A 26,054-nucleotide genomic window follows, 5' to 3' on the forward strand; every position below is an offset into this window, starting at 1 on the left:
CGATAGGCTTCCCGGCAAGGCCTATCGCGGCCGAGGCCGCTTCCCACCAGGACCCTGCTTCCCACCAAGGCCGCTTCCCGGGCCGCTTCCATCTTGAGGTTTTGCCCCGTTTCAGACCGCTCCACTCCGTTGGTCACGCTTCCGCCGCGGCCCCCTACTCTGAGTTCAGCCTGACCGGTCGGCCCGCCATGCGTTGAGCCGCCACGCACCGTTCGTTAAGCTCCCCGGGTTACCTCACTGATACCACTCGGGGGCCAGCCGGTCCGGGGATTGTTTTGAGCGCTGCCACCACGACCGAACGAAGCCACCCGATCCTTGCCGCGCTGATCCTCGCGATCCTCGTGGCGGCCCTGAATTTCGGGCTGTGGCTCGTCGCCAACCTGCCCAACGGTCCCAGTGACTGGCATGGTCCCATTCCCGGCTTCGCGTTCACCGCGTACCAGCGTTACCAGAACCCGATCAAGGGCGATGTCTCCACGGATCCGGAAATCGATGCGGACCTGCGCCTGATCAAGCGCTACTCGCCACGCATCCGTACCTACTCGATGCTGGAAAACCCCCAGGTCATACGGCTGGCGGACAAGGAAGGCCTCGACGTGATGGCCGGCGCGCTGATCGATGCCCGCCTCGAGAACAACGAGCGCGAGATCGAAGCCCTGATCGCGCAGGCCCACCGCTTTCCGAAGACCGTGAGCCGGGTGATCGTCGGCAACGAGGTGCTCTTCCGCGGCGACCTCAAGCCCGAGCAGGTCATGTCCTACCTCGACCGCGTGCGCGCCGCGGTGCGCCAGCCGGTCTCCGTGGCCGAGCCATTCCACATCTGGCTGCAGAACCCGGAGCTGGTCGACCACGTCGACTTCATCACCGTCCACCTGTTCCCCTATTGGAACGGTATCGAGGCACGCGCCGGCGTCACCGACTCCATTGAAAGCTACAAAGCCCTGCGCGCGCAGTTCCCGGGCAAGCACATCGTCATCGGCGAGATCGGCTGGCCTTCCAACGGCGATCGCTACAAGTACGCGTACCCGAGCGTCTCCAACGAGGCGATCTTCCTGCGTACCTTCTTCAACGCCGCGAAAGCCGACGGCATCGACGACTATTACGTTCTCGAGGCCATCGACCAGCCCTGGAAGGAAAACCTCGGCGAAGGGCGCACCGGCGCGTACTGGGGCATGTTCAACGCCGACCGCCAGCTGAAGTTCCCCTTCACCGGTCCCGTCACCGAGGACGTGGGCTGGCCGTGGAAGGCGCTGGCCGCATCCGTCCTGGCCTTCTTCCCGATGCTCTGGTTCGGCATCCGCTTCAACCGCTTCAAGCTGATGGGCCGCCTCTTCTTCATGGCGCTGATCCAGCTCGCCTGCGGCCTGATCGTCTGGTCGGCCACCCTGCCCTTCAATTTCTACCTCAGCCCGTTCGACTGGGCGATGCTGATCCTGCTGTTCCCCGCGCAGATCGCGATCCTGGGCATCCTGCTGATCAACGGCTTCGAGTTCACCGAAGTGCTGTGGCGGCGCAGCTGGGTACGTCACGCCGGCATGCTGCCGCACGACCCGGTGGAGAAGCAGCCGTTCGTCTCCATCCACCTGGCCTGCCACAACGAGCCGCCGGAGATGGTCCAGATCACGCTCGATTCGCTGGCCGCGCTGAACTACGAGAACTTCGAAGTCCTCGTCCTCGACAACAACACCAAGGACCCTGCCGTGTGGCAGCCGGTCGAGGAATACTGCAAGAAGCTGGGGCCCAGGTTCCGCTTCTTCCACCTGGAGCCGTGGCCGGGCTACAAGGCGGGCGCGCTGAACTTCGGCCTCACCGCCACGGACGAGCGCGCCGAAGTGGTGGCCGTGATCGACGCCGACTACGTCGTGCGCGAGGACTGGCTGGCCTCCCTCACCGGCTACTTCCACGATTCGAAGGTGGCCGTGGTGCAGTGCCCGCAGGCGCACCGCGACTTCGAGAAGAATCGTTTCCGCCGGATGACGGCCTGGGAATACGACGGCTTCTTCCGCATCGGCATGCACCATCGCAACGAGCGCAACGCGATCATCCAGCATGGCACCATGACGATGGTCCGCCGCTCCGCGCTGGAAGGCACCGGTGGATGGTCCGAGTGGACCATCTGCGAGGACGCCGAGCTCGGCCTGCGCTTGATGCATGCGGGCTACGAACTGGTCTACGTCGACGAACTGATGGGCAAGGGCCTCACGCCGGCCGACTTCAAGGCATACAAGAGCCAGCGCTATCGCTGGGCCTTCGGCGCCATGCAGATCCTCAAGGGCCGCTGGAGCTGGATGACCCGGAAGGGCCCGCTCTCGGCCGGTCAGCGCTTCCATTTCCTCACCGGCTGGTTCAGCTGGTTCGCCGATGCCCTGCACTTCGTCTTCACGATGATGGGCCTGCTCTGGACCGCGGGCATGATCTACGCGCCCGAATACTTCAACCTGCCGATGCAGCTGTTCCTGATCCCCGTGATCGGCTTCTTCTTCGCCAAGGCCATCTTCGGCATCGTGCTCTATCGCGCGCGCGTGCCATGCGGCTGGTACGACACCTTGATGGCCTCGGTCGCCAGCATGGGCCTGTCGCATGCCATCGCCCGCGGCATCCTGCACGGCCTCACGCGCGAAAAGACGGCCTTCGTCGTCACCGCGAAGAGCCGCCGCATGGGCGGCAGCAGCTTCGCGGCCTTCGCACCGGTACGCGAGGAAGGCCTCATGGCCATCGCCCTGCTCCTGGCGGTGATCGGCATGGGCTTGCACTACGGCACCAGCTACGTCGAGAGCGTCCTGTGGATGTTCATCCTCGGCGCACAGTCGATCCCTTATGTATCGGCGCTGGTGGGTGCCTGGATCGCGCATCGCGCGGGCGATGAAGCGGGTTAAGCCGGGCAGCCGTTCACGTTTGCATATCGACGTTGCATGTCTCGCGAGGTAAGTTACGCCAAGACCTGACGTCAGGGGGTGCTGGATGCATCTCCGCTAGCGGCCGTGTCACACGGCCTTGGATCACGACCGGACGGGACGCTCATGCGCCTTACCAGACGCCATGGACTGCTGCTTCTGCCGTGGTTCCTCATGCCCTCGATCGCCCATGCCGGGATCGTGCTCAACGTCGACGGAGTCGACGAGAACCTCAGGAACGCCGTCGTCGCCGGTGTCGAACTGAGCCAGTACGCCAAGCGCGACGTCACCGCGGCGCAGGTGCGCCGGCTTTACGAAAAAGCACCTGACGAAGTCCAGGCGGCCCTGCGGCCCTATGGCTACTACGAGGCCACGGCCACCGGCGACCTGAAGCAGGTCGGCAACGACTGGCAGGTGACCTTGCACGTGGTGACCGGCACGCCGGTGCAGGTGACCGCGGTAAACGTCGAGGTCGATCAGGACGCGGCGAAGATACCGGCCATCCGCCGCGCCGTGCGCGGGGTGGAAAACCTCAAGGACAAGCCGCTCAACGACGGTACCTATGACGGTGCGCGCGATGCGGTCAGTGGCGCGCTCACCGCCACCGGCTTCCTCGACGCACGCCTCGTCACCCGCAAGGTGGAAGTGAACCGCGCCGAACATTCGGCCGTGGTGAACCTCAAGTGGGACGCGGGCCGGCGTTATCGCTACGGCCACATCGTGTTCAAGAACTCGCAGTTCCGCGACGGCTTCCTCGACCGTTACGTGCCCTTCAAGAGCGGCGACTACTTCTCGCAGAACCAGCTGCTCGAACTGCAGCAAGCGCTGAACGGCGCCGACTACTTCGCCGTGGTCAACGTCATACCCGATACCGACAACGCGAAGGACGGCACGATCGACATCGCGGTGGAACTGGCGCCGGCCAAGCGGACGATCTACACCGGAGGCCCCTTCTTCGGTACCGACACGGGCGCGGGCCTGCGCGGCGGCATCGAGAAGCGTTGGATCAACGATCGCGGACACAAGTGGAAGAACGAGCTGGTGCTCGCGCAACGCCTGAAGACCCTTTCCACGCTGTACCAGATCCCGATGCCCGGCCCCAACCAGCGCAGCTTCAACTTCGGCGCCAACTTCCGCGATGCCGACACCGTCACCTCGCAGTCGCGCACGCTGCAACTGGTCGCGAACGAAACCCGCCTGTGGCATGGCTGGCAGCGCACGATCGGCATCAACGCATTGTCGGGCACGTTCACCGTCGGCAAGCGCGGTGGTGAAGGCGACAACGCCGAGGGGCTCGAACGCGGCCGCAGTACCCTGCTGTATCCCGAGATCACGCTCAGCCGGAAGAAGGGCGACAACCCCACCTTTGTCCGCAGCGGCTGGTCCCTCACGCTCACCGCGCGCAGCACCGCGGGGCCGCTCCTGTCGGATGCCAGCTTCTCGCAGGTGATCGGCGACGTGAAATGGATCCAGACGTTCTGGGGCCGCAACCGCCTGATCCTGCGCGGCAGCGCCGGCAAGCTGTGGACGAGCAACTTCAGCGACCTGCCCCCGCAGCTGCGTTTCTTCGCCGGTGGCGACCGCTCCGTGCGCGGCTACGACTACCAGAGCATCGGCCCGCGCAACGCCTACGACCGCGTGATCGGTGGCGAGGGCCTGCTGGTCGGCAGCACCGAGGTCGAGCATTACTTCACGCGCAACTGGGGCATGGCCGCCTTCGTCGACGCGGGCAACGCGTTCACGGGAACCGATTACAGCCCGCGCGTCGGCGCAGGCCTCGGCGTACGCTGGTTGTCACCCGTCGGGATGATCCGCGCCGATATCGCCGTCCCCGTCGGCGACAAGAACGAACACGGCATTCACCTGCATGTCGTCATCGGGCCCGACCTGTGAGGAGCACCGGCATGAAATGGTTGATCCGCATCGGTGCCGCGCTGGGTGTCCTGCTCGTGGCCACCATGCTCGGCGTGTGGTGGCTGGTCGGCAGCGCATCCGGCCTTCGTTTCGCCCTCGCCCGAGCCCAGGCATTCACCGATAACGCACTCACGGTGGAGAAGGCCGAAGGCCGGCTCGCCGGTCCGCTGGATATCTCCGGCCTTCGCTATCGCGATGGCAAGGGCATGGACGTTCGCGTCGCCACGGCACATCTGGATTTTTCCATCGGCGCCTTGCTGCGCAAGCGTGCCCATGTCCACGAGTTGCGCGCCGATGGCATCGATGTCGCGCTCGGTCCCGCGGAACCGGAACCGGATACGCCGCCGGAGCCGTTCTCCCTGAAACCACCACTGGACATCGTGCTGGACAAGGTGACGGTCGGCCATGTGCGTGTCACGCAGGAAGGCAAGCCCCTGTTCGAGTCCAATTCGCTCGATCTCGCCGGCTCGTGGACCGCCAGCGGCATCGCGCTGAAGTCCCTCGCCTTGCGCGCGCCCGATGGCCAGGCCGACCTGGGTGGCACGCTCGCCGTCGGCGATGGCTACAAAGGCGATGGAACGGCCTCCTTCGCATGGAAGGTCGGCGACGTGGACTATGCGGGAGGGATCGAGGCGCATAGCGATGGCGCAAAAGCCCACGCGATCGTGAAACTGCGGCTGCCTTTCGTGGCCCAGGTCGATGCCGACCTGGTGCAAGGCGGCGATTACGCCTGGACGGCGAAGATCGACGCGCCACGCTTCGATCCCAAGCCACTGCTCGGCGATGACAGCCTGGCATCGCTCGGCCTGGCGCTGCAAGGAACGGGCGATCGATACAGTGCCCGGCTTGTGGGCGACGTCGACCTCGGCGATTACCGGGTGCGACTTGCGCCGGTCAAGGCGGCGTTCGACCACGAGTACACGCGCCTGACACTCGACGAACTGACGATCGCATCGCCCCAGGTCAAGGGATCGCTCACCGCGAGGGGGACGGTCGAGCTCGCCGCGCAACCGCTGTCGGCGGACCTAGCCCTCGATTGGAAGGACGTGCTCGTCCCCGCCACCGTCGCCGGCCAGGACCTCGCCAGCACCGGCCGGCTCACCTTCAAGGGCAGCGCCGAGTCTTATCGCGCGGAAGGCGATGTCGACATCGGGCCACCCGCCCATATCGGCAAGTTCACCCTCGATGTCGACGGCACGCCGGATCGGGTGACCCTCCACGCCGTGCAGCTGAAACAGCGTACCGGCAGCCTCGTCGCGAGTGGCGCGCTCACGCTGCGCCCGGCGCTGGCGTGGAAGCTCGACATCAAGGGCGATCGCTTCGATCCGGGCCAGGTCCTCGCCGAGTGGCCGGGCGCCCTGGATCTCGATCTCTCGACCGAGGGGCGACTGGAGCACGACAAGCCGCTGGGCTCGCTCGAACTGCGCAAGCTCGACGGCACGCTCCGGAAGCGTCCACTGCGTGGCGGCGGCAAGCTGACGCTGAAGCCCGGCGACGTGATCAACGGCAACCTCGATCTCGCATCCGGCGGCAGCACCATCCGCCTGGACGCCAAGGGCGACACCGCCAACGACGCCACGTTGAAGCTCGCCATCGCCTCGCTAGGCGACTGGTTGCCCGACGCGGGTGGCAGGGTCACCGGCGACGTCTCGGCCAAGGGCAACCTGCCGAAGCTGGCGGTGAAGGCGAAGCTGCGCGGCAGCACCATCGTCTACGCCGACCAGAAGGTCGAGGCGATTTCCGTCGACGCGGATATCCCGGATATCAGCACGCCGGGCGGCAAGCTCGACATCGTCGGCACGGGCCTGGTCAGCGGAGGGCTGGTCTTCAGCCGCGTCGATGTCGCCGCCCAGGGGAGCCAGGAACGCCACCAGCTCAGCGTCGACGCGAAGGGCCGGCCGCTCGCCGCCAACCTGCTGCTCACCGGATCGCTCAAGAACGGCGCCTGGAACGGCACGCTGTCCACGTTGAACATCAACTACCAGGGGTTGCCGCCCTGGCACCTGCAAAACCCCAGCGCGATGGCCTGGAGGGACGGCGCGGCGAGCATGAGCGACCTCTGCCTCACCGCCGGCGATCCCCTCCTCTGCGTCGCCGCCAGGCAGGACAAGGCCGGCAACCTCGATGCGAGTTATCGCCTGCGCCGCGTACCCCTCGCGTTGTTGATGACGGCGGCCGAGGCCTCGGACAGCCCCATGCGGGCCGAGGGCATCATCGAAGGCGACGGCAACATCCGGCGCACGGCGGCCGGAGCGTTGTCGGGACAGGCGAATGTCACGTCCGGGCACGGCTCGGTGGCCTATGTCGACCGAAACGACCGTCCGCTGCTCGTCTACGACAACCTTTCCGCCAATGCCCAGCTCGCGCCCGACAACCAGCGCGTGACCTTGCGTGCCTCGTTGAACGGCGGTGGATCGCTCGACGGCAACGTATCGCTCAGCGGGGCACAGCAGGCGCTCGGCGGTTCCGTCGCCTTGCACCTGAAGGATCTCTCCGTCATCGAGCTGTTCACCGCCGAACTCGCCGAGGTGAAAGGCGCGCTGGACGCCAACTTCAACCTCGGCGGCACCGTGGCGGCGCCCGCGATCACCGGCCAGGCCATCGTCGGCGGTTTCGCCGCGGAAGTGCCCAGTGCGGGGCTCAAGCTCAAGGACGGCCGGATCGGCATCGACACCACCGATGCGAAGAACTACCTCGTCAACGGCACGATCCGTTCCGGCGACGGCACCTTGTCGATCAAGGGCAACGCGGCCCTCGGCACCGGTGCGCAGATGCGCCTGGGCATCGAGGGGTCGAAGTTCACGGCCGTGGACATTCCCGCCGCGAAGGCCGTCATCTCGCCCGACCTGACCGTCGTGCAGGATGCCAAGGGCATGAATGTCAGCGGCAAGCTCAACGTCGACATGGCGGACGTCGATGTCGAGCGCCTGCCCGGCGCCGGCGCGACCAAGGCCTCGCCCGACGTCGTCGTGATCGACGACAAGCAACGCGAGGCCGCGGAGGAATCCGCGCCGATCACCGCCGATATCCGCGTCGACCTCGGCAACAAGGTGCACCTCGTCGGCTTTGGCATCGACGGCCGTATCACCGGTCAACTCGATGTTCGCGAACGCCCCGGCCGCGCCACGACAGGCCAGGGCCAGATCGGCGTGGACGGCACCTACAAGGCCTACGGGCAGGACCTGCGTATCGAACAGGGCCAGCTGCTGTTCGCCAGCACGCCGATCGACAATCCCGGACTCAACATCCGCGCCGCGCGCACGTTGAATCCCAACGCCACCATCGACGACGGCCAGAAAGTAGGCCTCTATGTTTCCGGTACGGCGCGTCGCCCCATCCTCACCGTCTTCTCGAATCCGGTGATGGAACAGTCCGACGCCCTCTCCTATCTCGTCACCGGCAAACCGCTGTCACAGGTGAAGGGCGGCGAAGGCAACATGGTGGGCGCCGCGGCCCAGGCGCTCGGCTCCGCGGCGGGTGACCTGTTGGCGAAGAGCGTGGGCTCGAAGATCGGTATCGACGATATCGGCGTCAGCAACAACGACGCGCTTGGTGGCACCTCCGCCTTCACCGTCGGCAAGTACCTGTCGCCGCGCCTGTACCTGAGTTACGGCGTCGGACTGTTCGATCCCGGCCAGGTCATCACGCTGCGCTATCTGTTCAGCCGCAAGTGGAATTTCGAGGCGCAGAACGCCACGGATTTCAGCCGGGCGAGCTTCAATTACCGGTTGGAGCGGTAGTGCCGCTACGACCCCATTCTCTACCGGATGACCGACTTCATGGCATGACTGGAATCATGTCGTGAAGTCATCGGCAGTCAACGCGCCGAATGAAGGCGATGCAGGAGCTCCGCTTCGGTAAGCGAAATACCACAGGTCTCCGCGATGTCCTTGGCGGATGCCCCTTGGCGGGCGAGTCGCTGCGCCAGCGCAAGCGCGCGATCCGTGTTGCCGCCCGGCTCGTTCGGCATCGTCACCGTCGGGCCGCGGCGAACCTGGTCCTCGATGTCGCCCAGCCGGTTTTCGAGGCGGCGGAGCATGCTGGCGAGCGCTTCACTGGGGATGGCCGGCTCGGACGATGCTGCCGGTGAGGGCTGCGTTGCCTCTGCGATGGAAGCGGTGGCCTGCTGATTCGGCGCCTTCGGTGCCGCGCCGAAACGGCGAAACAGGAACAGCAGGCCAGCCAGGTTGAGGATGGCCAAGGCGATCAGCACGTATCCGATGGCGGCGTTCATGCGGGAAGGACTCCGTGGATTCGCGCTACACGGTAGCGGCGATGGATGGTCGCGGCAAGCGTGCCCGCTGGCGCGGGATCGCCGCTGAAGCGGCTCCCACATGTCTTCGGTTTCCGCCGGCTGCCCGTCCGACGTCAGGAGTTCAGGCGCGGCAGAGCTTCTGTACGTCGACCAGGGCGATGAATCCGTCCTCGCGGGTGATCACGCCGCTGACGGGATCGTCGCGGCGCTCGGCACGGCCCGGTGGCGGGGGAGCGATCTCGTCGGGATTGAAGGTGAGCATGTCGCCGATGACGTCGATGCGCATGCCGACCACCGTGCCGCCGTCGTCGAAGACGATGACACGCTGCGCGTCTTCCTCGTCGGCGCCGGCGACGCCATCGAGGCCGAAGCGGCGGCGGCCATCCAGTACGGGAACGATCTGCCCGCGCAGGTTGACGATTCCCAGGACATCGTCCGGAGCACCGGGCACCGGCGTGATGTCGCCGGGGCGGATCACTTCGCGCACGCTGGTGAGCGATAGCGCATAGCGCTGGCCCTTCAATGAAAAGCCGAGCCAGGCGCCTCGCCCGTCGCGGGGGGTATCGGTCATGTGCCCAGTTCCTTTTCCAGCCATTCGATCAGTGCCGTGGTGCCTATCACGCCACATTTGGGTTCGAGCGACATGCCTGCCAGCCACGGACGTGTCGCGGCACCCGTGCGCCATTGGATCGCATCCGCGTGAAGCTCGACCGGCTCCTCGTCGACCACGCAAGCGAGTGCCCAGGTACGGTCACGCAGGATGACCAGGGTGGTCGCCGCCGCACCGGCCATGTCGGGCGAGAGGATCGCGGCAAGATCGGCCACGCGTGCCTCGCCGCTAGGGTGGCGCCAGCGGCCAAGGCAGATGGGGTTGCTCGTGGTATGCGGCGAGGTAAGCGGCGGCATCGGCAGCAAATGGGTGACATCGACCATGGGCACGGCCAACCTCACGCCGGCGGCCAGGCACAGCAGGTAGCGAAGATCGCCCGCGCGCGCGGCCTCGGGAACGGGCATGGCGCGCCAGGGTTCGAAAGACATGACCTGGATCGCGCCCGCCGGTGCCACCGCGCTGGCGGGCGCCGGTGTCAGCAACTCCGCCAGGTAGTCGGCGACGATCTGCTCCGCTTCATGTATGGCGCGCATCATGCGGCGGCTCCCGTCATCGACGACACCGGCAGCGCCAGCAACTCGTCGAGCAACCGGCGGTAGGCCAGTCCGCCACGCCGCGCCGCCGGCCACGACGCCAGGGGGACGCCGGCGGCACTGGCTTCACGAATCTGCGTGTCGGTCGGAATCACGGCCTCGCTCACTGCATCGCCGTACAGCTCGCGCAGCTGTGCAAGGCAGGCCCGCGAGGCATGCGTGCGTGCATCGTAGAGCGTCGGCACGATCGTGCGCGGCATGGGCTTCCCACGCGAGCGCTCGATCATCGACAGGCTGCGCAGCATGCGCTCCAGGCCGGCGAGTGCCAGCGCCTCGGTCTGCGTCGGCACGAGCAGCCGGTCGCTGGCCGCCAACGCGTTGACCATCAGCACGCCGAGCGTCGGCGGGCAATCGAGCAGCACGTGGTCGAAATCCGGGGCGAGTTCGGCCAGCGCGTGGGTGAGGACAAGACCCATGCCGGGACGCGTGCCGATCTGCCGGTCGAGGGTGATCATCGCGGCCGACGCGGGCAACACGCTGAGGCGATCCCATGGTGTCGCGTGCACCAGCGTGCGTACGGGGAGGGGGTTGCCACCGACGCCGAAGAGGTCGTACACACTGCCATGTGCCGCGCCCTCGACACCGATGTATCCCGACAGCGATGCATGCGGGTCCATGTCGACCAGCAGCGTACGCCTGCCGGATTCCGCCATCAGGCTGCCCAGCGCGACGGTGGTGGTCGTCTTGCCCACGCCGCCTTTCTGGTTGGATATGGCCCAGACCCGCATCATCGGGCTTCCACGGCGGAGAGATCGACACGGTCGGCGTCGCTGTAGAAGCGCGCCGGCGCGGCCTTGTCGCTCATGACCACGATCAGTACGCGGCGATTGCGATTGCGCCCCTCGTCCGTCGCGTTGTCGGCCGTGGGCCGGAATTCGCCCCAGCCGATGATGCCGACACGATGCGGGTCGACGCCGGTCGTGGTGAGCAGGCGTGCCACGGTGGCCGCGCGGGCGGCCGACAACTCCCAGTTGGAGGGAAACGTCGCCGTCGCGATCGGGGTGTTGTCCGTATAGCCTTCCACGCGCATGGCGTTCGGAAAGGGCGAAAGGATGCCTGCGAGCTTGCGCAGCACATCCTCCGCGGGCGCCTGCAACTTCGCCACGCCGACGGGGAACAGGATGTCCGTGCGCACTTCGATCTCGAGCCAGTCCGGGGTCTTGCGCACGCTGACCATGTTCTTGTCGATCAGCGGTTTCATCGCACGCTGCACTTCATCGGCGATCTGGCTGAGGCTTGCGGCCTCGGTCTTGCCGATGGCCGTGTTGGCCGCCGTGGCCGTGTTGATGCTCGCCGCTTCCTGGCGATCCGGCGCCGCGCCCTCGTGGCCGGGAAGTGGCAGGTTGCGCGGCGGGATGGGTACCTCGATCTTGGCGATCGGCGCCGCCGTGGGCGCGCGCGACTGGTTCGGCAACGGCACCTGGGCGGCTGGCGTGGCTTCGCGAATCGGTTCGATGACCTTGCCGGTACCGTTGAACGCCTCGTTGATCGACTGCGCCATCACTCGGAACTTGGTCTCGTTCACAGCGGAAACGGCGTACATCACCACGAACAGCGCGAGCAGCAAGGTGATCAGGTCGCCGTAGGGTATCGCCCAGCGTTCGTGATTGATGTGTTCTTCGTGATGCCGCCGCTTCACGAGAGGAACCCCTGCAGCTTGCTCTCGATGTGCCGGGGGTTGTCGCCCTGGGCGATCGAGACGAGGCCTTCCACCAGGATCTCGCGCATCTGCGAACGGCGGCGGGCCAGGCCCTTCAGACGCGACGCCATCGGCAACGCCAGCAGGTTGGCCAGGCCGATGCCGTAGATCGTCGCGACGAAGGCCGCGGCGATGCCATGGCCCAGCTTGCTCGGCTCGGCGAGGTTCTGCATCACGGACATCAGGCCCATCACCGCGCCGATGATGCCCATGGTCGGCGAATACGCGCCGGCGTTCTCGAATACCTTGGCGGCCTCGATGTCGGTGTGCTCGCGCGCGAGCACTTCCACTTCGAGCACCGAACGCATCGCGTCCGGCTCGGTGCCGTCCACCAACAGCTGCAGCCCCTTGCGGATGAAGGGGTCGGACTCGCGTTCGATCGCGGGTTCCAGGCCGAGCAGGCCGGTGCGGCGGGAGATTTCACTCCAGCCGACGATGCGGCTGACGAGGTTTTCCGATTCGATGTCCGGTGGACGGTAGACCCAGGGCAACATGCTCAAGGCGCGCTTCAGCACGGCGCCGGGCGTCTGCACCAGCAGGGCGGCGAACGTGCCGAGGAAGACGATGACGAACGCGGCCGGGTTCCACAGGGCATCGAGGCTAGAACCCTTCAGGATGGTACCCACGATGATGACCACGAAGGCCAGGATCGTTCCGACGACGCTCACGATATCCATGTCAGACCGCCATCCTCAGTGTAGGCAACACCTGCCCGTTGTCGTCGGCAAGGCCGGCGAGGTCGAGCACGAGCGAGATCCGCCCGTCGCCGGTGATCGTCGCGCCGGCCACGCCCGGGACATCCTTCAGGAAAGGCCCGAGCGGCTTGGCCATGACGTCTTCACGGCCCAGCACTTCGTCGACGAGGCAACCGAGCGTCTGGTGGCCGATTTGCACCACGACCACGTGGCCGCCCTTCCCCGCCGAACCGGCCCAGCGGCCGAGATCGACCAGCGGCAGCGCGCGCTGGCGATGCGCCGCGACGATGCGGCCGTCGAGCTCCTGGACCTGGCCGGGAACGAGTTCGAATACCTCGGCCACGTTGGATAGCGGCAGTGACAGCGGCCGATTACCCACGCGCACCATCAACACGCGCAGGATGGCCAGCGTCAATGGCACCGACAGGCGCACGGTGCTGCCATGGCCCACGCGTGAATCGATCGACAGCGTGCCACCGAGTTCGACGATCTTGGTCTTGACCACGTCCATGCCGACGCCGCGGCCGGAAATATCCGAGACCTGGCTGGCGGTGGAGAAACCCGGGCGGAACACGATCTCGTAGCACTCGCGCTCGTCGAGGCGCGCGGCCTGGTCCTCGTCCATCAGGCCTTTCTCCACCGCCTTGCGGCGCAGGACCTCAGGGTCCATGCCCTTGCCGTCGTCGGTGACGGTGATGACGATGCGGTCGCCGTACTGGCCGGCCGCGAGGCGCACGGTGCCCGCGCGGGACTTGCCTTCGCCGACGCGGACATCGGGCATCTCGATGCCATGGTCCACGGCGTTGCGCAGCAGGTGCACCAACGGATCGGCAAGCGCCTCCACCACCGTGCGGTCGATATCGGTTTCCTCGCCCTCGGTGACCAGTTCGATTTCCTTGCCGAGTTGCCGGGCGAGGTCGCGGACGATACGCGGAAAACGCGAGAACAACTTGCCTACCGGCTGCATGCGCATGCGCAGCACGGCGTTCTGCAGTTCTTCCGCCACACGCTCGAGTTCGCCGATGGCACGTTCCATCGGGTCGTTCGTGCCACGCGGGGCGAGGCTGGTGAGGCGATTGCGCACGAGTACCAGCTCACCCGCGGCATCGACCAGGCCATCGAGGCGATGGGTATCGACGCGGACCGTGGTGTCGGCGGTAGAGGCGCCGCGTTTCTCGGCAGCCGCCGGGGCCGGCTTCGCCGCGACCTGCGCCGCGGGTGCTGCCGGGACAGGCTTGGACGAGGCGGCGGGCGGCGCGACCAATGCGGAGGACGTCGAGCCCGCCATGGCGGGGCTACCCGCGGCGCCCGGGGCCGCCGTGCCATGGAGGCTGTCGAGCAAGGCTTCGAATTCGTCGTCGCTGATCGCGTTTCCATCGGCGGGCGAAGCGACTGCCTGGGCCACGACCGGTGCAGGACCCGCGACGGCAGGCGCGGCCACGTCGGAAACGGGTGGAGTGTCGGCCGTCGCGTCGGCACCGGGGGCACCCGTGCCATAGAGCGAATCGAGCAGGGCCTCGAACTCGTCGTCGGATATCGTGCCCGACGGCACGGAAGCGGGCTCGCGGTCGCTGCGCGCGGCGTCGAGCATCGCTTCGAATTCGTCTTCGATCGGGTCGTACGGCCGCGCCTGCGCGGGAGCGGCGGCTGGCGCGCTGGCGGGCGTGGCCAGGGCCATCGGCGGCGCGGAGGCCGCGCGGCCCGGAATCAGCAGGCGGTCGAGCAGCGAACGGGGCGCCGCCTCGATCGGCAAGCCGCCGTCGGCGGCGCGCATCATGTCGTTGAGGAGATCCAGCGACTCCAGCAACGCGTCCATGAAGCCGGCGTTGAGCACGATCGAGCCGTTGCGGGCCTCGTTGAGGAGATCCTCGCCCCGGTGGCAGAGCTCGACCATCGGATTGAGGCCGAGGAAGCCCGCACCGCCCTTCACGGTGTGGAACGCGCGGAAGACCGCGTTCAACAGTTCCATGTCGTTCGGCGACGCCTCGAGATCCACGAGCTGTTCGCCCAGGCTCTCAAGCAACTCCCGCGCCTCGATCAGGAAGACGTTGAGCAGCTCGTTGTCCAGCTCCACGCTCATACGGCGCTCAGAACCCGAACTCGCTGAGGAGGCGATCCACTTCGTCCTGGCTGACCTTGTCGGCGGCCGGCGCGGCACCGCCCGCCAGCGAACCGGTCAGTCGAACCAGTTCCACCAGGGAGGATTCGACCTTGGCCATGAAAGCCTCGACCTGGGCCACGCGCTGGCCGGAGAGATCCTGCCAGGACTGTGCCTCCACCATCTCGCCGAAGCCGATGTCGCAGCTCTGCGCGAAATCGCCCACGCGCACGGCCAGCGCGGTGGCGTGGGTGGCGAAGGCCGGGTCGGCGTGGTCGAGCACCAGCACCTCGTCCGCCTGGCGCGCGAGGGCCTGTGCCTGTGGGCGCAGCTTCTCGCTGAAATCGAGCGTGCGGTGCGCGGCCTGCGAACTCATCTCGAGCACGTCGCGCAGGTGCTTGCGCGCATCGCTCATGTTGCCTGGCACGCCGTCGTGCGAAATATCGGCGGCGAGGCGGCGGGCGGACTCGTGCAGGTCGCGCGCGAGATGGCCGAGCGCCATGAACAGGTGTTGCTCACGGGTACGCAGCAGCTGGTCGAGCGCCTGCTCGAAGGAGACGCTGTCGTCGGCGTCGAGCAGTGCACGCAGTTCGGGAGCCACATCGTGGCCGCTGGAAAGCATGGTGTTCATCGTCATTCCTTAGCCCGCGGCCGCGGCGAGTCGTTCGAAGATCTTGTCGAGTTTTTCCTTCAGCGTGACCGCCGTGAATGGCTTGACGACATAGCCGTTCACGCCGCTCTGCGCCGCCGCGATGATCTGGTCACGGTTGTTCTCCGCCGTGACCATCAGTACAGGCATGGCCTTCAGCGCCGCGTCGGCACGGATCGCCCGGAGCAGGTCGATGCCGGTCATGTTCGGCATGTTCCAGTCCGTCACGACGAGGTCGAACGGCTGCGCGCGCAAGAGCGCGAGCGCCGCGTTGCCGTCCTCGGCCTCCTGGATGAGGGTGTTGGTGAATCCCAACTCCACCAGGAGGTTCCTCACGATGCGTCGCATGGTGGAGAAATCGTCCACCACGAGGATCTTCATGTTCTTGTCCAAAACTCGTCTCCGCCTTGCTACCGCGCGTTCGTCAATGCTTGTCTTTCCAACCCGACATGCGTGCGCGGAGTCGAATGAGGGCCTGGCCATGGATCTGGCACACCCGCGATTCGCTCACCCCCAGCACCGCACCGATTTCCTTCAGGTTGAGCTCTTCATCGTAGTACAGCGACATGACCAGCTTCTCGCGCTCCGGCAGCCCGTCGATGGACTGCGCCAGCGCGTCACGCAGGCCTTGCTGCTCGAACAATCCATCCGGGCCCGCGGCATCCGGGTCGACCACGTCGATCGCGGCGCCTTCGTCGCCTTCCGGCGCCGTGAGGCTCAGCAACCGCGCGCTCGCCGCGTCGGCCAGGATCTGGTTGTACTCCATGGCGTCGATGCCCAGCCGCTTCATCACTTCCGCGTCTTCGGCGTCGCCACCCGTCTCGTTCTCGATCTGCCTCGTCACCTCCGCGACCTCGCGCAACTTCCGGTGGACGGAGCGCGGGGTCCAGTCCGTCTTGCGCAGTTCGTCCAGCATGGCGCCACGTATGCGGATGCCCGCATAGGTTTCGAAGCTGGCCGCGCGAGTCGGCGAATAATTCCTTGCCGCCTCGAGCAGTCCGATCATCCCGGCCTGCATGAGGTCGTTCGCATCCACGCTTGGCGGCAGCCGGCCCATCAGGTGATAGGCGATCCGGCGCACCAGCGGCGCGTGGTTCTTGACTAGTTGATCCGCCGGGATACGCGTGATCTCGAGATATTCGGTCGCGACGCTCACAGTGGCAGCCCTCCCCCCAGATGGGACCGTTCGGCGAAAAAGCCGATGCGGCCCTGTGCCCGGGGTTCGGGTTCACCCCATGTATCGACCGACCTGGCCAGATTCTTGAATCCGACCGCCGATCGGCTGCTCGGCCAGGCGTCGACCACCGCCGACTGGCGGCGGATGGCCTGGCGCAGGTACTCGTCGTGCGGAACCATGCCCATGAAATCCAGGGACACGTCGAGGAAGCGGTTTGTCACCCGGGACAGCTTCTCGAACAGCTGGCGGCCTTCCTGGGCGTGCCGGACCATGTTGGCGACGATGCGGAAACGATTCACGTCGAACTCGCGGCTCATGACCTTGATCAGCGCATAGGCGTCGGTCAGGGAGGCGGGCTCGTCGCAGACCACGACCACCACCTCGTCCGAGGCGGCGGCGAACATCGACACGCTGTCGGAAATCCCGGCGGCGGTGTCGACGATCAGGTATTCCGGTGGCAGCGGATATTCGTCGAAGGCGCGGATCACGGCCGCGTGCTCGATGTTCGGCAGCTGCGCCATCCGGCGCGTGCCGGACGTGGCGGGAATGACCTTCAGGCCGTGGGCGGCCTGGAGGATCAGGTCCTCGATGCCGCACTCGCCCTCCAGCATGTGGCCGAGGTGACGGGTGGGCTGGAGGCCGAGAAGGACGTCGATGTTCGCCATGGCGAGATCGGCGTCGAGGAGGACGACGTCACGGCCGCCCATCGCGAGCGCCATGCCGAGATTGACCGCCACCGTGGTCTTGCCCACGCCACCCTTCCCGCCTGCGACGGCGATGCTTCGGGTGGGACGGCGGTCGGCCAGCCAGTGGAGTCCGGCGGCCTGGGTGGAATCGACGTGTGTGCTCATGAAGGAAGTCACTGCCGTAAGTGTTTGCGGTTGCCGGGAAAAGGGTGGGCGCGGTCAGGCCAGGGCCGGCGCGGCGATGCCGAAGCGCTCGGCGAGCAGGGCGTCGTCCGGTTCGTCGTTACGCTGCTTGAGCAACTGGGCCGCGAGGCAGACCAGCTTGCGCGCATCGGCCGAGGCGATGTCCTCGGGCACGCGCTGCCCATCCGTGGTGTAGTCCAGCGGCATCCGGTGGCGGATGAGGGCCGAGAGCGCGCCGCCGATCAGCGGTGCCTCGTCGAGCTTGGTGAGGATCGCGCTCTGCGGCGCCAGCGGCGCGTAGGCGCGGATCGCGCTGTCGATGGCCTGGGCCTGCGCATTGGCGGCGAGCACCAGGCACACGCGCACGTCCGACGTGGCGCGCAGTGTCTCGAACTGCTGCTGCAGCTTCGGGTCGTTGCCGGCGAGGCCGGCCGTGTCGACCAGCACGGTGTGCTTGCCGCGCAACTGGAGCAGCACGTTGCGCAGGCTGGTCGCGTCGTGTGCGTTGAACACGCGCACGCCGAGCAGGCGGCCGTAATGTTCCAGCTGCGCGCCGGCACCGATGCGGTACTGGTCGGCGCTGATCAAGGCGACGTTCGATGCCCCATGGCGCAGCACGGCGCGGGCGGCGAGCTTGGCGATGGTGGTGGTCTTGCCCACGCCCGTGGTGCCGACCAGGGCGGTGGTGCCGCCGCCGACCGTGTCGAAATTCCGTCCGCTGGTGCGGATGTTGCGCGAGAGCATGCCCAGCGGCAGGTAGCGCGCCTGCTCGGCGTTCATGTCGGCGGGCAATTCCGCGCACAGCGCGCGTGCCACGTCGCCGTCGATGCCCAGGCGGGTCATCTCGCGCAGCATGCGGGCACGCAGCGGCTGCTCGCGGTCCATCTGGTTCCATGCAAGGGTCGAGAGCTGCACTTCGAGCATCTCGCGCAGGTTGTTGATCTCGGCGCGCACGCCATTCACGGCGGCATCGTTGGCCGGCGTCGCGGTGGCGGCGCGGACCACGTCGGCGACGCTGGCGGCGAGCGCGGCGCTCGACTGGCGCTGCGGCGCGTTCGTGGCCGGCGGCATGCCCGATTTCGTCGCGCGCTCCACCGCGGCGGCGGTGGCGGCGCGGGCCTGGTCGATGCGGGCGGCGCGCTCGGCTTCATCGCGCGTGGCGCGGATCGGCGCTTCCTCGCGGGCCGGGGCGTCGAAACCGAAACCGGCCTCGCGCACCAGCGCTTCGTCGTAATCGAGCGCGGCGATGATCTCGATACCGTCGTCCAGCCGGCGCGTGGACAGGATCACGGCGTCCGGACCCTGTTCGTCGCGAACCTGGCGCATGGCCTGGCGCATATCGGGAGCAACGAATCGTTTGATTTTCATGCGTTCGATCCTGTCTTCGTTCGTTCGGCCCACGCGGCGATGCACCGCGCGGTGTCTCGTTCCTATCGCCCGAGGGCCGTCACCAGCTTGACGCGTCGGTTGTCCGGAACCTCGTTGTACGCAAGTACATGCAGGTTTTGGGCCACATGCCGGGTGAAGCGCGAAAGCCACGGACGAAGTGCCGGCGACACCAGCAGCACGGCCGGCTCACCCGCCGCTTCCTGGCGGCGCGCCGCATCGGCGACGCTCTGCTGGAGACGATCCGCGAGACCCGGCTCGACCGCCGCGCCGGCGGGACCGACGCCTTGCAGGGACTGCAGCAGGATCTGTTCGAGCTCCGGCGCCAAAGTAATGACAGGCACTTCCGTACCCAGGCCGGCGATCTCCTGCACGATCTGGCGACCGAGGGTGACGCGTACCGCGGCGGCGAGGACGCCGGGGTCCTGGCTCTGGCCCGCATGCTCCGCCAGCGATTCGACGATGCCCCGGAAGTTGCGGATGGGCACGCGCTCGGCGAGCAGGTTCTGCAGGACCTTGACCACGACACCCAGGGACAGGCGCTTGGGCACCAGGTCTTCGACGAGCTTGGGTGTCTGCTGGGCGAGACGATCGAGCAACTGCTGCACGTCCTGGTGGCCGATGAGCTCGTGGGCGTGGTTCTGCAGGATGTGCGAAAGATGGGTGGCGATCACGGTGGCCGGATCGACCACGGTGTAGCCCAGGGTCTGCGCGTGCTCGCGCATGCCCGGCTCGATCCACACGGCATCCAGGCCAAAGGCGGGATCGCGCGTGGCGATGCCGTTGATCGTGCCGTGCACGCGGCCCGGATCGATCGCCAGCATGCGCTCGGTGTGGATCTCCGCCTCGCCCATCGGCACGCCCATCAGGGAAATGCGATAGCCATGCGGGGCCAGGTCCAGGTTGTCGCGGATATGTACCGAGGGAACCAGGAAACCGAGTTCCTGCGACAGCTTGCGGCGCACGGACTTGATCCGCGCCATCAGTTCGCCGCCCTGGGCCTTGTCCACGAGCGGGATGAGCCTGTAGCCGACCTCGAGGCCGATCGTGTCCACCTGGGCCACGTCTTCCCACGAAAGCTCAAGGCGTTCCGCCGGCGGCGCCGAGTCCAGCGCGAGTTCGGTGCCGGGCGCCCCCGTGCCGGCCGCGGCGGCGGTGCGCTCCTGCTTGGCCTGGCTCAACTTCCACGCGGCGAAGCCCGCGAGCGCCGCCAGGATGAGGAACGGGATGTTCGGCATGCCCGGGATCAGGCCCATCGTGCCCAGCACGGCCGCCGCGACGCCGAGCGCCTTCGGCTGGCCGAACAGCTGCCCCATCACGTGCTTGCCCATTTCCTGGGACTTCGACACGCGCGTGACGATCACCGCGGTGGCGATCGAGAGCATCAGTCCCGGCACCTGGGCGACCAGGCCATCGCCGATGGTCAGCAGCGTATAGGTGCGTGCGGCTTCGGCGGCGGAAAGGCCATGCTGCAACATGCCGATGAAGAAGCCGCCGATGATGTTGATCGCGAGGATCAGCATGCCGGCGGTAGCGTCGCCACGGACGAATTTCGAGGCACCGTCCATCGAACCGTAGAAGTCCGCTTCCTCGCGCACTTCCTGGCGCCGCTCGCGGGCCTGCTCCTGCGTCAACAGGCCGGCGTTGAGGTCGGCATCGATCGCCATCTGCTTGCCGGGCATGGCATCGAGGGTGAAACGGGCGGTCACCTCGGACACGCGCGTCGCACCCTTGGTCACCACCACGAAGTTGATGATGGTGAGGATGGCGAACACAACGAAGCCGACCGCGAAGTTGCCCCCGATGACGAACTCGCCAAAGGCCTCGATCACCTTGCCGGCGGCGCCCGGCCCGTTGTGCCCATGCAGCAGCACCACGCGCGTGGACGCGATGTTCAGGGCCAGGCGGAGCAAGGTGGCGAACAGCACCACGGTGGGAAACGACGCCAGTTCCAGCGGGCGCATGACGTACATCGTGGCCAGCAGGATCACCAGCGACAACGCGATGTTGAAGGTGAACAGCAGGTCCAGCATGAACGGCGGCAAGGGCAGCATCATCATGCCGAGCATGATCAGCATCGCCACCGGCGCGGCGACGCCACGGCGGCCGATCTGCCGGAACGTGCCCATGAAGTTGGAGGAAGCTGCCATCGTCAGTTATCCATGCGGTAAGGGCCGAGCAAATCCGGATCGATGTCCTGCTCGGGTAGATCGGGCGGGAGATCGCCCACGGCGATCGCCTGCTTCAGCCGGAACACGTAGGCCAGGATCTGGGCCACGGCGATGTACAGCGCCGCGGGGATCTCGCGTCCGATTTCCGTCGTGTGATACAAGGCGCGTGCCAACGGTGGTGCTTCCACCACCGGAACCTTCGCCCCACCCGCGACATCGCGAATCTGCTGGGCGATCACGTCCACGCCCTTGGCCACCACGCGGGGCGCTCCCATGCGGTTCTCGTCGTATTTCAGGGCCACGGCGAAGTGGGTCGGGTTGGTCACGATGACGTCCGCCGTGGGAACGTCTTCCATCATCCGCCGGCGCGCCATCTGGTGCTGCATCTGACGGATTTTCGACTTCAGCTCGGGACTGCCCTCGCTTTCCTTGTGCTCGTCCTTCACTTCCTGCTTGCTCATCTTCATCTTCTTGGTGAAGCTGAATTTCTGCCACGGCGCATCGACCAGCGCGATGGCACCGAGCGCACAGGCGAAGACGAGCGAGGCCTGGCCGAAGATGGCGAAGGCCTGGGCGATGCCGACGCTGACGGGACCGGTGCCCACCGTGTACATGTCCCTCGTCGAGCGAAGCAGGAACCAGACCAGCGCGCCGCCGATCAGCACGAGCTTGAGCAACGACTTGCCCAGCTCCACCAGGCCGTTCACCGAGACCAGACGCGAAAATCCCTTGATCGGGTCGAGCCGGTCGAATTTCGGGGCGAGCGCCTGGGCGGAAAAATTCAATCCGCCCATCAGGGCCGGCGCGGCGACCGCGGCGACCGCGGTCACGGCGAACACGGGACCGAGCAGCTTGAACCCTTCCAGGGCGGCCGTGGCCAGTGCGCGATATACGCCATTGCTGGCGAACAGGTCGTCGCGGCTGTAGCGCAGGCCCACGTGCATGATATTGGCCGCGTGCACGGACATCTGGTCGCGTGCGGCGATCAGCGTCGTCACGCCCGCGAGCACCACCACGGCGGTGGAAAGATCGCGCGAACGCGGCAGGTCGCCCTTCTCGCGCGCTTCGCGAAGGCGCTTTTCACTAGGCGCTTCGGTGCGGTCTTCCTTGTCGGTCTCGCTCATGGGCGTGTCACCTCCCCATGAGCTGGCGCATGGTGTCCCATGCGGCCGTTTGCAGCGAATCGAACGCGCCCGGCAGGGCGCGCAGCGCAAGCCATACGGCCAGGAGGCCGAGGCAGATCGTGATGGGGAAGCCCACCGCGAAGAGGTTCATCGAGGGTGCCGAACGGCTGATCGCACCGAAGCCGAGGTTCACCACGAGCGTCGCGGTGAGCGCGGGCAGCGCCACGCGCACGGCGCCGCCGAACAGATGGCTGGCGAAAGTGAGCACGCCCCAGATACCGTTCGCGCCGATGCCCTGTTCGCCCACCGGCAGCGTGCGGAAGCTGTCGGCCAGCAGTGAAACGAGCTGCAGGTGGCCGTTCATCACCAGGAACAGCAAGGTCACGAGCATCGTGTAGAACTGGCTGAGCACCGGCGTGGTGCCGCCGACGCCCGGGTTCACCGTCTCGGCGAAACCCAGGCTCATCGCCTGCGACACGAGCTGGCCGCCGAACGACACCGCCTCGAACACGAGCTTGAGGACGAAGCCCAATGAAGCACCCACCAGGATCTGCTGCGCCAGCGTGGCCACGCCCTGTGCGGAAATCGGCCGGATGTCCAGCGGTGCCAAGGGGGCCAGGACCATGGTCAGCAGAAGCGCCAGGCCGAGACGGATGCGCACCGGGATCATCGTCGCGCTCAGCACGGGCGCCACGAGCAGGAGGCCCGAGACGCGGGCAAGTGCCCACGACGCCCCTCCGACCCATGCTTCGAGCTGGCCGAAGTCGATCGGCATCAACGCACCGCCTGGGGAAGGTTCTCGATCAGCGTGCGCGTGAACTGCACGAGGGTGCGCAACATCCAGGGCCCGGCGATGATCATCACCAGCGCCATGGAGATGAGCTTCGGGATGAAGCTAAGCGTCTGTTCGTTGATCTGCGTGGCGGCCTGGATCATGCCGATGAGGAGGCCTACCGCCAGCGCGGTGAGCAACAGTGGCGCGCCGATCAGCATCGCGATGTGCAGGGCCTGCTGGCCGAAGCCGATGACCGTTTCCGGCGTCATGGGAAGAAGCTCCCCGCAAGCGTCCCCAGCAGCAGTGTCCAACCATCGACCAGCACGAACAGCATGATCTTGAAGGGCAGCGAGATGATCATCGGCGAGACCATCATCATGCCCATCGACATCAGCACGGAGGCGACGACGAGATCGATGATGAGGAACGGGATGAACAGCAGGAAACCCATCTGGAAAGCCGTCTTCAGTTCGCTCGTCACGAACGCCGGCAGCGCCACGCGATAGGGGACGGCATCCTTGTCGGCGTATGGCTGCTCACCGGCGAGCCTGGTGAACAGTTGCAGGTCCGGGTCGCGGGTCTGTTCGAGCATGAAATGGCGGAACGGCGCGGCGGCGAGCGGCAGTGCCTCCTGCACGTTCATCTGGCCGTCCATGTACGGCTTGATCCCGGCGTCGTAGGCCTTGTTGATGACGGGCGTCATCACGAACAGGGTGAGGAACAGCGACAGGCCGAGGATCACCTGGTTGGGCGGCGTGCTGTTCGTGCCCAGCGCCTGGCGAAGGAACCCAAGCACGATGATGATGCGGGTGAACGAGGTCATCATCAGCAGGATGGCCGGCAAGGCGGTCAAGGCCGTCATCAGCGCCAGCATCTGGATCGACAGCGACCAGGTCTGCGAGCCATTGGCGCCCGGCTGCACGTTCAGCAGCTGGATACCCGGCGGCTCGGCGGCGAACGCCACGGCGGGCACGAACAACACGAAGAGCACCGCCAGCCACGACCAACGTCGCGCCCGCCCGGCACGGTGGGAATACCGCCCGTCAGCCCCTCGTCCTGCCCGGTGGGCGCGGACCCCGTCCGCGATAGCCACGGTCTTCATGGGCGCTTCCACTGTGCAAGAGCGTCACGGAAACCACGCGCCACCGGCGTCGCCGAAGAAGGCGCATCGTCCTGCACCGGCGTGGCCAGGACGTGCAACGTACGCAGGCCGCCCGTGGGGGAAGCCCCGACCAGGAGTTGCGTACCGCCGACTTCGAGCAGCATGACCTTTTCCTTGATCCCGACCGGCATCGATTCGACGACACGGATCTTCCGGCCACCGGGGCGCACGCGCGCCTGGGCGCGGCGGCCGAACCAGCCGACGAAGAAGATGAGCGCCACGACGCCGATCAGGCTGACCAGCACGCGGAGCCATTCCGCGCCCGAATCGACCGCCGGGGCGGCGGCCGGGGCCGCCATCAGGGCGCAGGGAAGGAAGCCACCGGCGAAGGCGGCGACGGTACGGCGCATGGGAATCACCGAAGCTTGCGGACGCGCTCGGCCGGGCTGATGACGTCGGTCAGCCGGATACCGAACTTCTCGTTGATGACGACGACTTCGCCATGGGCGACGAGGGTGCCGTTGACGAACACGTCGAGCGGTTCACCGGCGGCGCGGTCGAGTTCCACGACGGAACCCTGGTTGAGCTGGAGCAGGTTGCGGATGCTGATCTTGGTCCGGCCCACTTCCATGGCCATGGTGACCGGGACGTCGAGGATGACGTCGAGGTTCACTTCGTTGCCGAGGCCGATGGACGAGGCCAGCGTGGCATCGTTGGCGTTTTCGATTTCGTCGAGCGTGGCGTTCATGTCGTTCCAGTGTTTTGCGTTGCAGAGGGGTTCGAAGCCCTGTGAAGCAAGCCGCGTGCCATGCGGTGGATGACGGTGGAACGGTGATGTCGGCTAGACGGATCAGGTACTTAGTGGTGAAGTCGGGACCGCGGTGAGCGAGTGACCTGTAGCGGCAGACGGAAAGCTGACGCTCGACGGCAGTTAGTCACCGTGACGGACCATTGGCGGCATGAGGGGGTATGCCGCCTGCCGGCGGATCGCCGCTGAAGCGGCTCCCACAACGGTGTCAGGCCGGTTCGGTGGTCGGCGGGGTGGGGACCGTGGTCGAACGGGGGGCCGTGCGGCGGAGCAGCGATTCGAACTGGATCGCCTTGTTGCCGCTGGAATTGGCCATGCGGCCACGGAAGATGGGTACATCCTCGGCGAACACCGTGGCCGTCTCGGGCAGGTTGATCGGGATGATGTCGCCCTTGCGCAGGTGCAGGAAGTCGCCGATGGTCAGGCGCGCCTCGGCCAGCATGGCGGTGACTTCCACTTCCGCATCGAGGAGTTCCTCGTGCAGGTTCTGGATCCAGCGGTCGTCGCGTTCGGCGCGGTCGCTCTGCACGCCCGCGTCGAGCAGCTCGCGAATCGGCTCGACCATCGAATACGGCAGGGTCAGGTGCACTTCGCCGCCACCGCCGTCGAGTTCGATATGAAACCGCGACACCACCACCGTCTCGGTGGGGCTCACGATATTGGCGAACTGCGGGTTGATCTCCGAATTCAGGAACTCGAAGTGCATCTTCAATACCGGTGCCCAGGCCTCGGCCATGGCGCCGAATGCCTCCTGGAGCACGATCTGGATCACCCGGTTCTCGGTCGGCGTGAAGTCGCGACCCTCGATGCGGGCGTGGTAGCGGCCGTCACCGCCGAAGAAATTGTCGATGACGGTGAAGACCAGGCGCGGCTCGAACACCATCAGGGCGGTGCCACGCAGGGGCTTGATGCGAATGAGGTTGAGGTTGCTCGGTACCGCCAGCGAATGCACGTACTCGTTGAACTTGGTCATCCTCACGCCAAGGACCGACACTTCGCACGACTTGCGCAGCACGTTGAACAGGTTGGCGCGGAAGTAGCGGGCGAAACGGTCGTTGACCATTTCCAGCGTGGGCAGGCGACCGCGGACGATGCGATCCTGCTGGGTGAAATCGTAGTCGAGGATGCCACCGGGCGGCGGAAGATCGACCTCGGTCTCGACCGCGCCACCTTCCACGCCCGCCAGGAGGGCATCGATTTCGTCCTGGGTAAGGATGTCCGTCATGGCCGCGAGG

At 66.6% G+C, this 26,054-nt stretch carries 23 protein-coding genes; 3 read left to right on the forward strand and 20 right to left on the reverse strand.

Annotation, left to right across the window (positions count from 1 at the left end; translation table 11 throughout):
* Positions 1-275 precede the first annotated feature (275 nt).
* From ACR9ZJ_RS02980 to ACR9ZJ_RS02990, 3 genes are all read left to right on the forward strand, one after another.
* Positions 276-2,876: a glycosyltransferase gene (locus ACR9ZJ_RS02980; protein ID WP_481281143.1), complete on the forward strand. Its 2,601-nt coding sequence runs from the start codon at positions 276-278 to the stop codon at positions 2,874-2,876.
* Between the two features lie 144 nt (positions 2,877-3,020).
* The gene (locus ACR9ZJ_RS02985; protein ID WP_481281144.1) at positions 3,021-4,787 is read left to right on the forward strand and encodes an autotransporter assembly complex protein TamA; all 1,767 of its coding nucleotides are present in this window, start codon (positions 3,021-3,023) and stop codon (positions 4,785-4,787) included.
* Between the two features lie 11 nt (positions 4,788-4,798).
* Positions 4,799-8,548 carry a translocation/assembly module TamB domain-containing protein gene (locus ACR9ZJ_RS02990; RefSeq protein ID WP_481286841.1) on the forward strand — a complete coding sequence of 1,250 codons (3,750 nt, stop codon included), beginning with the start codon at positions 4,799-4,801 and terminating at the stop codon, positions 8,546-8,548.
* Between the two features lie 77 nt (positions 8,549-8,625).
* Here ACR9ZJ_RS02990 and ACR9ZJ_RS02995 read toward each other — a convergent pair whose 3' ends face one another.
* The 20 genes from ACR9ZJ_RS02995 to fliM form a co-directional block, all read right to left on the reverse strand.
* Positions 8,626-9,042 carry a DUF2802 domain-containing protein gene (locus tag ACR9ZJ_RS02995; protein ID WP_481286842.1) on the reverse strand — a complete coding sequence of 139 codons (417 nt, stop codon included), beginning with the start codon at positions 9,040-9,042 and terminating at the stop codon, positions 8,626-8,628.
* Between the two features lie 142 nt (positions 9,043-9,184).
* Positions 9,185-9,634, reverse strand: a complete 450-nt coding sequence (locus ACR9ZJ_RS03000) for a chemotaxis protein CheW (RefSeq protein WP_481286843.1) — start codon at positions 9,632-9,634, stop codon at positions 9,185-9,187.
* Positions 9,631-10,209 (reverse strand): hypothetical protein, encoded by a 579-nt coding sequence (locus tag ACR9ZJ_RS03005; RefSeq protein ID WP_481286844.1) that lies wholly within the window; start codon positions 10,207-10,209, stop codon positions 9,631-9,633. The genes ACR9ZJ_RS03000 and ACR9ZJ_RS03005 overlap by 4 nt, the downstream gene beginning before the upstream one ends.
* Positions 10,206-10,997 carry a ParA family protein gene (locus ACR9ZJ_RS03010; protein ID WP_481286845.1) on the reverse strand — a complete coding sequence of 264 codons (792 nt, stop codon included), beginning with the start codon at positions 10,995-10,997 and terminating at the stop codon, positions 10,206-10,208. Before ACR9ZJ_RS03010 ends, ACR9ZJ_RS03005 begins: the two co-directional genes overlap by 4 nt.
* Complete coding sequence (gene motD / locus ACR9ZJ_RS03015) at positions 10,994-11,905, reverse strand: flagellar motor protein MotD (protein WP_481281150.1); 912 nt, start codon at positions 11,903-11,905, stop codon at positions 10,994-10,996. The genes ACR9ZJ_RS03010 and motD overlap by 4 nt, the downstream gene beginning before the upstream one ends.
* Positions 11,902-12,642, reverse strand: a complete 741-nt coding sequence (locus ACR9ZJ_RS03020; protein WP_306851662.1) for a flagellar motor protein — start codon at positions 12,640-12,642, stop codon at positions 11,902-11,904. Before ACR9ZJ_RS03020 ends, motD begins: the two co-directional genes overlap by 4 nt.
* A gap of 1 nt (position 12,643) precedes the next feature.
* On the reverse strand, positions 12,644-14,740 hold the full coding sequence (locus ACR9ZJ_RS03025; protein ID WP_481286846.1) for a chemotaxis protein CheA: 2,097 nt from the start codon (positions 14,738-14,740) through the stop codon (positions 12,644-12,646).
* Between the two features lie 7 nt (positions 14,741-14,747).
* Positions 14,748-15,389, reverse strand: coding sequence for a protein phosphatase CheZ (locus ACR9ZJ_RS03030; RefSeq protein WP_481281152.1), 642 nt, complete (start codon positions 15,387-15,389; stop codon positions 14,748-14,750).
* A 9-nt stretch (positions 15,390-15,398) separates the two neighbouring features.
* Entirely contained in the window at positions 15,399-15,800 is a 402-nt protein-coding gene (cheY, locus tag ACR9ZJ_RS03035; RefSeq protein ID WP_306851668.1) for a chemotaxis response regulator CheY, read from the reverse strand.
* 31 nt (positions 15,801-15,831) lie between these two features.
* A complete protein-coding gene (locus ACR9ZJ_RS03040) occupies positions 15,832-16,563 on the reverse strand; it encodes an RNA polymerase sigma factor FliA (protein WP_371022139.1) in 732 nt (243 codons plus the stop codon).
* Entirely contained in the window at positions 16,560-17,435 is an 876-nt protein-coding gene (locus ACR9ZJ_RS03045; protein ID WP_481286847.1) for a MinD/ParA family ATP-binding protein, read from the reverse strand. Before ACR9ZJ_RS03045 ends, ACR9ZJ_RS03040 begins: the two co-directional genes overlap by 4 nt.
* Positions 17,436-17,489: 54 nt before the next feature.
* Positions 17,490-18,821, reverse strand: a complete 1,332-nt coding sequence (flhF, locus tag ACR9ZJ_RS03050; protein ID WP_481286848.1) for a flagellar biosynthesis GTPase FlhF — start codon at positions 18,819-18,821, stop codon at positions 17,490-17,492.
* Between the two features lie 62 nt (positions 18,822-18,883).
* Positions 18,884-20,989 carry a flagellar biosynthesis protein FlhA gene (flhA, locus tag ACR9ZJ_RS03055; protein ID WP_481286849.1) on the reverse strand — a complete coding sequence of 702 codons (2,106 nt, stop codon included), beginning with the start codon at positions 20,987-20,989 and terminating at the stop codon, positions 18,884-18,886.
* 2 nt (positions 20,990-20,991) lie between these two features.
* On the reverse strand, positions 20,992-22,134 hold the full coding sequence (gene flhB, locus ACR9ZJ_RS03060) for a flagellar biosynthesis protein FlhB (RefSeq protein ID WP_481281155.1): 1,143 nt from the start codon (positions 22,132-22,134) through the stop codon (positions 20,992-20,994).
* 7 nt (positions 22,135-22,141) lie between these two features.
* Positions 22,142-22,909, reverse strand: coding sequence for a flagellar biosynthetic protein FliR (gene fliR, locus ACR9ZJ_RS03065; protein ID WP_481281156.1), 768 nt, complete (start codon positions 22,907-22,909; stop codon positions 22,142-22,144).
* The gene (gene fliQ, locus ACR9ZJ_RS03070; protein ID WP_306851675.1) at positions 22,909-23,178 is read right to left on the reverse strand and encodes a flagellar biosynthesis protein FliQ; all 270 of its coding nucleotides are present in this window, start codon (positions 23,176-23,178) and stop codon (positions 22,909-22,911) included. Before fliQ ends, fliR begins: the two co-directional genes overlap by 1 nt.
* Complete coding sequence (gene fliP, locus ACR9ZJ_RS03075; RefSeq protein ID WP_481281157.1) at positions 23,175-24,011, reverse strand: flagellar type III secretion system pore protein FliP; 837 nt, start codon at positions 24,009-24,011, stop codon at positions 23,175-23,177. The genes fliQ and fliP overlap by 4 nt, the downstream gene beginning before the upstream one ends.
* A complete protein-coding gene (gene fliO, locus ACR9ZJ_RS03080; RefSeq protein ID WP_481286850.1) occupies positions 24,008-24,421 on the reverse strand; it encodes a flagellar biosynthetic protein FliO in 414 nt (137 codons plus the stop codon). Before fliO ends, fliP begins: the two co-directional genes overlap by 4 nt.
* A 5-nt stretch (positions 24,422-24,426) precedes the next feature.
* Entirely contained in the window at positions 24,427-24,759 is a 333-nt protein-coding gene (gene fliN / locus ACR9ZJ_RS03085) for a flagellar motor switch protein FliN (RefSeq protein ID WP_306851677.1), read from the reverse strand.
* A 268-nt stretch (positions 24,760-25,027) separates the two neighbouring features.
* A complete protein-coding gene (fliM, locus tag ACR9ZJ_RS03090; RefSeq protein ID WP_481281159.1) occupies positions 25,028-26,044 on the reverse strand; it encodes a flagellar motor switch protein FliM in 1,017 nt (338 codons plus the stop codon).
* Positions 26,045-26,054: the final 10 nt, after the last annotated feature.

The organism is Luteibacter sp. KNZ12-1A (genome assembly GCF_056755675.1).